The organism is Desulfosporosinus lacus DSM 15449 (assembly GCF_900129935.1).
GTDB lineage: Bacteria > Bacillota > Desulfitobacteriia > Desulfitobacteriales > Desulfitobacteriaceae > Desulfosporosinus > Desulfosporosinus lacus.
Genome location: NZ_FQXJ01000009.1, coordinates 222,318 through 228,585, shown reverse-complemented (window position 1 = coordinate 228,585; position 6,268 = coordinate 222,318). Strand labels below are relative to the sequence as shown.

7 protein-coding genes are annotated in these 6,268 nt (G+C 40.7%); 4 read left to right on the top strand and 3 right to left on the bottom strand.

Going from position 1 to position 6,268, the window contains the following annotated elements; translation table 11 throughout:
- Positions 1–921: 921 nt before the first annotated feature.
- A complete protein-coding gene (locus BUB11_RS14305) occupies positions 922–1,785 on the top strand; it encodes a methyl-accepting chemotaxis protein (RefSeq protein WP_073030437.1) in 864 nt (287 codons plus the stop codon).
- Positions 1,786–1,859: 74 nt separating this feature from the next.
- Positions 1,860–3,119: a nickel-dependent lactate racemase gene (larA, locus tag BUB11_RS14300; RefSeq protein ID WP_073030436.1), complete on the top strand. Its 1,260-nt coding sequence runs from the start codon at positions 1,860–1,862 to the stop codon at positions 3,117–3,119.
- A gap of 96 nt (positions 3,120–3,215) precedes the next feature.
- Here the strand turns inward: larA and BUB11_RS14295 are convergent, their stop codons facing one another.
- Positions 3,216–3,437, bottom strand: a complete 222-nt coding sequence (locus tag BUB11_RS14295; RefSeq protein ID WP_073030435.1) for an alpha/beta-type small acid-soluble spore protein — start codon at positions 3,435–3,437, stop codon at positions 3,216–3,218.
- A gap of 571 nt (positions 3,438–4,008) precedes the next feature.
- Here BUB11_RS14295 and hypA point away from each other — a divergent pair.
- Positions 4,009–4,350 carry a hydrogenase maturation nickel metallochaperone HypA gene (gene hypA, locus BUB11_RS14290; RefSeq protein ID WP_073030434.1) on the top strand — a complete coding sequence of 114 codons (342 nt, stop codon included), beginning with the start codon at positions 4,009–4,011 and terminating at the stop codon, positions 4,348–4,350.
- Positions 4,350–5,030, top strand: coding sequence for a hydrogenase nickel incorporation protein HypB (gene hypB, locus BUB11_RS14285; protein WP_073030433.1), 681 nt, complete (start codon positions 4,350–4,352; stop codon positions 5,028–5,030). Before hypA ends, hypB begins: the two co-directional genes overlap by 1 nt.
- 152 nt (positions 5,031–5,182) lie before the next feature.
- Here hypB and BUB11_RS14280 read toward each other — a convergent pair whose 3' ends face one another.
- Entirely contained in the window at positions 5,183–5,671 is a 489-nt protein-coding gene (locus tag BUB11_RS14280) for a HyaD/HybD family hydrogenase maturation endopeptidase (RefSeq protein ID WP_073030432.1), read from the bottom strand.
- Between the two features lie 2 nt (positions 5,672–5,673).
- Complete coding sequence (gene cybH / locus BUB11_RS14275; RefSeq protein WP_073030431.1) at positions 5,674–6,264, bottom strand: Ni/Fe-hydrogenase, b-type cytochrome subunit; 591 nt, start codon at positions 6,262–6,264, stop codon at positions 5,674–5,676.
- Positions 6,265–6,268 lie beyond the last annotated feature (4 nt).

The window sequence follows — 6,268 nt, the reverse complement described above, 5'->3', positions numbered from 1 at the left end:
TGTGGCGAAAGGCTCCCCTTCGCCACGAAGCGTTTCTTTGGGGCGGGTGGCTCGGCGATACTCATCCTACGCCGATTAGTATTCTTTGGGGATCGTGGCTTCGGCGAAACCCTCCACTGGAGGCTTTCGTCACAGGACACTATCGTGCCTTAAGTATCGCCAGGTAACAAGCGAGAGACCATCTCATTCAGAGATGGTCTTTCTTTATGTGTCATCCTTGCCACTTTATCTGGGGCGTCTTAAATTCGTCGGCGCCGACGAATTTGGAGAGTCGGGGTTCCACCCGTTCGGATCCACCTTGCTGGAGTTTGCGTCGCAAGTCGCAATGTGGCGAAAGGCTCATTCCTTCGCCACGAAGTGTTCCTTTGTGGTAGGTGGCTCGGCGATACTGTCCGCCGGACACTATCGTGCTTTTCGTATATCGAACACGGAAGTTAAGAATCCACACTGCAGGAGTGTGCGTTACAAGTCGCAGTGTGGCGAAAGGCTCCCCTTCGCCACGAAGCGTTTCTTTGGGGCGGGTGGCTCGGCGATACTCATCCTACGCCGATAAGTATTCTTTGGGTGTCGGCTTCGGTCAAAGCCTCCACAGGAGGCTTTCGTCACTGGGGACTATCGTGCCATTCGTATCGCCAGGTAACAAGCGAAAAGACTATCATGGTCTTTTCGCTTGTTTTGCGTTTGGCAAACACAGAAACGAAGTAGGCGAAACATAAGGGTGCTTTTAAGTATTTTATTCAAAAGGAGTTTAGTTTTGAAGAGAATACTTTGGTCAACTATTAGTGAACAACATAACAAACTTGTCAAGAAATATTGTGTTAAAATAGGAAAAGGGTTGGAGATTTATTTATATTCATGGTCCGACCATCAGACATTGTGGTATAATATGGAGGTAAATAGGTTTTAAGGGGAGATGGATTTGTGGTCTCTAAGCTTAGTAATTTTGTTGCCAATAAAATAGTAAGTTTTATACATGAACAAGGTGGGTTTGCTGTTATCGTATGTGATGAATCTGGGATAATCATGGCAGATTCTGCCCAAACTAGAGTAGGGGTACAGCATAAGGGAAGCCATCAAATAATGACTACTAATATAGATTATACAGTTGTAACTCAAGAAGAGGCTGACGTTTCAAATGGGAAGTTAAAAGAGGGTTACAACCAAGCAATTAAAGTCGACGGTGTTAAAATCGGCACCTTTGGAATTGCTGGTCCTTTAGATATCGTTAGTCCGGTTGCCAGGATTGCTGCGGGTATGGTTGTAACGATGCTGAGAGACGAAGAATTGAAAGACATCATGCGCAATCAAGTAAAAGCTTTAAGTAATGCTATAGAGCGAGCTGCTAGTGCTGTGCAACAAACAGCTGCTTCGGCACAAGAAGTAGCCGCGATTAGTCAAGCTATTGCGACAGAGGCGAAGGAGGGAGAAAATCAACTTAAATCCACTTCAGATATCTTAGGGCTTATTCGAAAAGTAGCCAAACAAACTAATCTTTTAGGTTTAAACGCAGCAATTGAAGCAGCCAGAGCAGGAGAACATGGGCGTGGCTTTTCCGTGGTTGCAGGTGAAGTTCGTAAATTGGCAGATGAAAGCAATCGTTCAGCCAATGAAATCAGTGAACTCTTACTGGAATTTCAGGCCATTATTCAAAAGATCACGGCAAGTTCGTTGCGTAACAGTGCAATCACGCAAGAACAAGCACAGGCTAATCAAGAAATTGCCAAATTAGTTGAAGGGTTACAGGAAGTAAGTGGACAGTTAGAATCGTTGGCTTTAAGTTTATAGGTCATGTCTAAAGTGCTTTATTACTAGACAGTATGATGCTTCATACATAACATATCAAAGAAAAGGAGATATATATGGAAGTTTTTTTAGCCTATGGAAAGAATGGTTTGAACATAAATGTACCAGAACATACGAGAGTCGTGGAACCGACTCATTTGAAGTTACCGGAGAATGACCATGAGCTTGTATTGGACGCTCTGCGCAATCCTAAAGGGACAAAACCGCTTAGAGAAATGGTTAAATCAACAGACAGGGTAGTCATTGTAATTAGCGATATCACTAGGCCGACCCCAAACTATAAATTAATTCCTTGGTTGCTTGAGGAACTTCCTCATGTGCCTGTAGAAAATATTACCATTATCAATGGACTTGGAACTCACCGTGACCAAACAAGGGAAGAATTCATCGAAATGTTAGGAGAAACAGTAGTAGATACTGTACGTCTTGTAAATCATCATTGTCACGAAAAATCAGAGCTTTCGCATTTGGGAACAAGCAGCTTTGGGTGTGAGGTATATTTAAATAAAGAATATGTTGAAGCAGATTTTAGAATAGTGACAGGGTTCATCGAGCCTCATTTCTTTGCGGGTTTCTCTGGCGGACCTAAGGGAATTATGCCTGGCATAGCGGGAATTGAAACTATATTAACCTTCCATAACGCTAAAATGATTGGGCACCCACTGGCTACCTGGGGAGAACTAGATAAGAATCCACTTCAAGAAATGACGAGGGAAGTTAATAATTTTTGTAAACCGGATTTCCTTCTTAATGTAGCTCTGAATGGAGAGAAAGAGATCACCAATGTATTTGCCGGTGAGTTGGTTGAAGCTCATGCTATTGGCTGTGCATATGTCAAAGAACAAGCCATGGTCAAATGTGAGAAGCGTTATGATGTTGTAATTACAACGAATGCAGGTTACCCTCTCGATCAAAATTTATACCAGGCTGTAAAAGGTATGGATGCTGCCCGGATGATTGTCAAACAAGGTGGGACAATTATTTGTGCTGCAGAATGTAGTGAGGGCATGCCGGAACATGGAAATTTTGTTAAAATACTTCAAATGCGCAACTCACCAAAGGAACTTTTAGAAATGATTAACGAACCGTCATTTCAAATGTTTGATCAGTGGGAAGCACAAAGATTGGCTATGATTCAGGAGTGGGCAGATGTATACTTGTATTCCTTGTTGCCTGAAGAATCGACAAGAATTGCAAATTTAACTCCTACGAGGGATATCGAACAGACTTTGAGGGAACTAACGGGTAAATATGGTGATAATATGAGTATTGCTGTTTTGCCACTTGGCCCTCTTACGATTCCGTATGTCGAATAAGGTGTAAAGTAATTTCGCTTGGGCGTAGTTTTAGTATAAATAACTCAATTAGAAAGGGACGTCGTTAACTGAACGACGTCCCTTTCTAAAATATTACTAATCTATAACATCAGAACCCTGCTCGGCCATTTCCTTCTCTGCAAAGGTAATCATTTTCTTGACCATATTGCCGCCGATTTGACCTACTTCTCTAGTTGTCATATTTGCAAACCCTTTTTCTTGAATATCATCGTCTAAATTTAGTTCTTCAGCTACTTCCCACTTAAGCTCATCCAACTGTCTTTCGGATTCTGGAACTTCAGGTGTATTACGACTCATACTTAACCATCCTCCTTTTTCAGTTGTTTGTTTAGACAGTGTTAGCATAACCATATAAAAGGTCTTTATACACTTAATAAAAACATAAATTTAGCCATGATTAACAATACTAATTTATGTACATAGAAGACAGAGTACTAGGCTTTTATTTAACTAGAGCAAATAATAAGTATTGATTCAGATGATTCTGTATTTTATAGACAGGCATAAAGGATATTTACACCTTTTGTCGAACTATTTATACTATGTAGACTAAGCCTTATAAAGAAAATTTGTCTAGCACCAAGCCACAGGCGCTGGCCAAGGATGGCCGAGTGTCCCTGTAGCCAAGGACGGCGAGAAGGGACCGCTGGCCAAGGATGGCCGAGTGTCCCTGTAGCCAAGGACGGCGAGAAGGGGCCTTCTAAAAATATATAACTATAAGTTGAACTTTGGCTAGTATTATAGTAAGTTCACTCATTATTATAATGAAGACATGCTTAGAAAATGGAGTTAATAAACTTGGATAAGGGATAAGAATATAACTGAAAGGAAGGTTAAGTTTTTCCGAGTTTTCTTAACTGGAGACGATGTGCATGAAATGTCTTTAATGGGAGGAGTATTTGAGGTCATTGAACAGACTATCTCCCAACATAAAGTAAAGAGAGTGCTCCAGGTTAAACTAAAAGTTGGAGCACTTACAAATGCGGAACCGGATGCTCTGCAAATGGCTTTTGAAGCTTATGGCAAGGATACAATATGTGAAGGAGCAGAACTGTTAGTAGAGCGTATAGACGTGCTTGGTCGCTGCCAGAACTGTCATTATGAGTTTAACGTGACGGGGATGTTTTTTCTCTGTCCAAAATGTCAAGATATCAACATTGAAGTTATTCAAGGTGAGGAACTATTACTTGAAAGCCTGGAGGTAGAATAATGGAAGCAACACGGCGTGAAATTGAAGTCATGGCAAATTTACTTAACTCAAATGATACGCAGGCAGAAATAAATCGTGCTCATTTTCGAAAGAGTCATTGTTTGGCTATTAATATGATTGGATCACCAGGAGCAGGAAAAACTTCGCTTTTGGAAAAGTCGTTGCCCCTCCTAACCGGAAGTCTTGGTGTGGGGGTTATAGAGGGAGATATTTTTACTAGTAAAGATGCGGATCGAATAGCTATACACCAGATACCTGTAATTCAGATTAATACTGGCGGAGGATGTCATCTTGACAGTAAAATGGTAAGTAAGGTTTTGCCGGACTTTGATTGGAATGCCATTGATCTGATGATTATCGAAAATGTTGGGAACTTGGTTTGCCCTGCGGATTTTGATCTGGGTGAAGCATTTAAAGTCATTGTGCTTAGCATTGTTGAAGGAGATGACAAACCTTCGAAATATCCTGTGATTTTCCGCAATGCGAAAGCGGTTGTTCTAAATAAGATGGATCTGGAAAAATTGACTGACGTAAATATGGAGACCATGAAACAAGATATTCTAGCAATTAATCCACACATACGAATTTTCGAAGTATCTTGTCGCAATGGAAATGGGCTAAAGGAATGGATTAGTTGGCTAAGTCAAGAGGTGATAGAGCACCGGGAACATGAAGGTTAACAATAAGGATTGGTTAGTTGAGGTGCTGGAAGTACTGCGAGGTATAACTAAACTGCCTTTCGAAGAATAACTTCAAGAATAATATGTATCAAAATAAATGTAAGAGCCTTTCACCACTGCAAAGATTCAGAGTGGTAAAAGGCTCTTGAGTTTTATGTCGAAGCAAATTTTCCTTCGTGCTGAACGGAGTTAATTTCCTTTATTACTAATTCACACAAACGAGGGAATAGAGCTTCGATTTCAGGGCTTATTTCTAAGCCCCATTCTAAACTTTTAGGTTGAATACCAAAAATTAAGGTTTGCGGAGCATGCCCTAGCACATTAGCCATGGTCAGTACTTCAACGATGCCGATTTGATGAAATGATACTTCATATTGTTCGGGGATTATTTGAAGATCCCCTGGTTGAAAGCGGAACAGTGCTCCAGGTTCAGCGTTAGCATTTAAGGCATCGACGATAATAAGAAAGTCTACATCTTGTATTAAATGAACGAGCTCTAGTCCAGCTGTCCCCCCTTCAAGCAGTTCTACATTGTCGGGGAACGTATTCTTAGCTAGTTCGTCCAAAAAACGAACTCCTAAACCTTCGTCAGATAAAAGGATGTTTCCTACTCCCATCACCATAATTTTTGGTGATTGCATGATTATACACTTTTCTCCTTTCTTATCTTGCCAAAAAACATGAAGAGAAACTGTTCATAAGCAGCTGTAAAGACAAGATAGAGATGAACTGCGATTACAGCGATAAATAACCACATTAAGAGATAATGGAATCCGCGAACTGCTGCTAACCCTCCAAAGGAATCAGCTAAACCTGCCAATTGAACTGGCTTATAGAGTATGAAACCTGTCACAGCCTGAACTACAGCCATAATAGGCAGGGCAATATAGGCCATTTTTTGAAGGGGGTTGTATTTCCCGGTTTTGGGATGTTTACCTAAAAACAAATAATATTTAATTTGAGGCCAAGTTGTTTTTAGATCCTGAGAGTTGAAAAAGAAGGTGTCATAATCTTTATGCTTCCCAAAAAAGGAGTAATAGAAACGGACGATGCCATTAATGATTAACAGATACATAAAAATAAAATGCAAATTCCGAACTAGGCTCATAGGCATTCCTTGATAAGGGGAATGAATGAACCAACCTGTGATGCCTAAAATCAAAAAGTTAATCAAATTGATCCAGTGGCTAATGCGCTGAAACAATGGGTGGTCTAAGTCTAATTGGCTAGACATGTCC

What these genes read in the sequence shown, in the direction of transcription:
- larA (WP_073030436.1), top strand. Translation starts at nt 1,860, where the DNA reads ATGGAAGTTTTTTTAGCCTATGGAAAGAATGGTTTGAACATAAATGTA.
- BUB11_RS14295 (WP_073030435.1), bottom strand. Translation starts at nt 3,437, where the DNA reads ATGAGTCGTAATACACCTGAAGTTCCAGAATCCGAAAGACAGTTGGAT.
- hypB (WP_073030433.1), top strand. Translation starts at nt 4,350, where the DNA reads ATGGAAGCAACACGGCGTGAAATTGAAGTCATGGCAAATTTACTTAAC.
- BUB11_RS14280 (WP_073030432.1), bottom strand. Translation starts at nt 5,671, where the DNA reads ATGCAATCACCAAAAATTATGGTGATGGGAGTAGGAAACATCCTTTTA.
- cybH (WP_073030431.1), bottom strand. Translation starts at nt 6,264, where the DNA reads ATGTCTAGCCAATTAGACTTAGACCACCCATTGTTTCAGCGCATTAGC.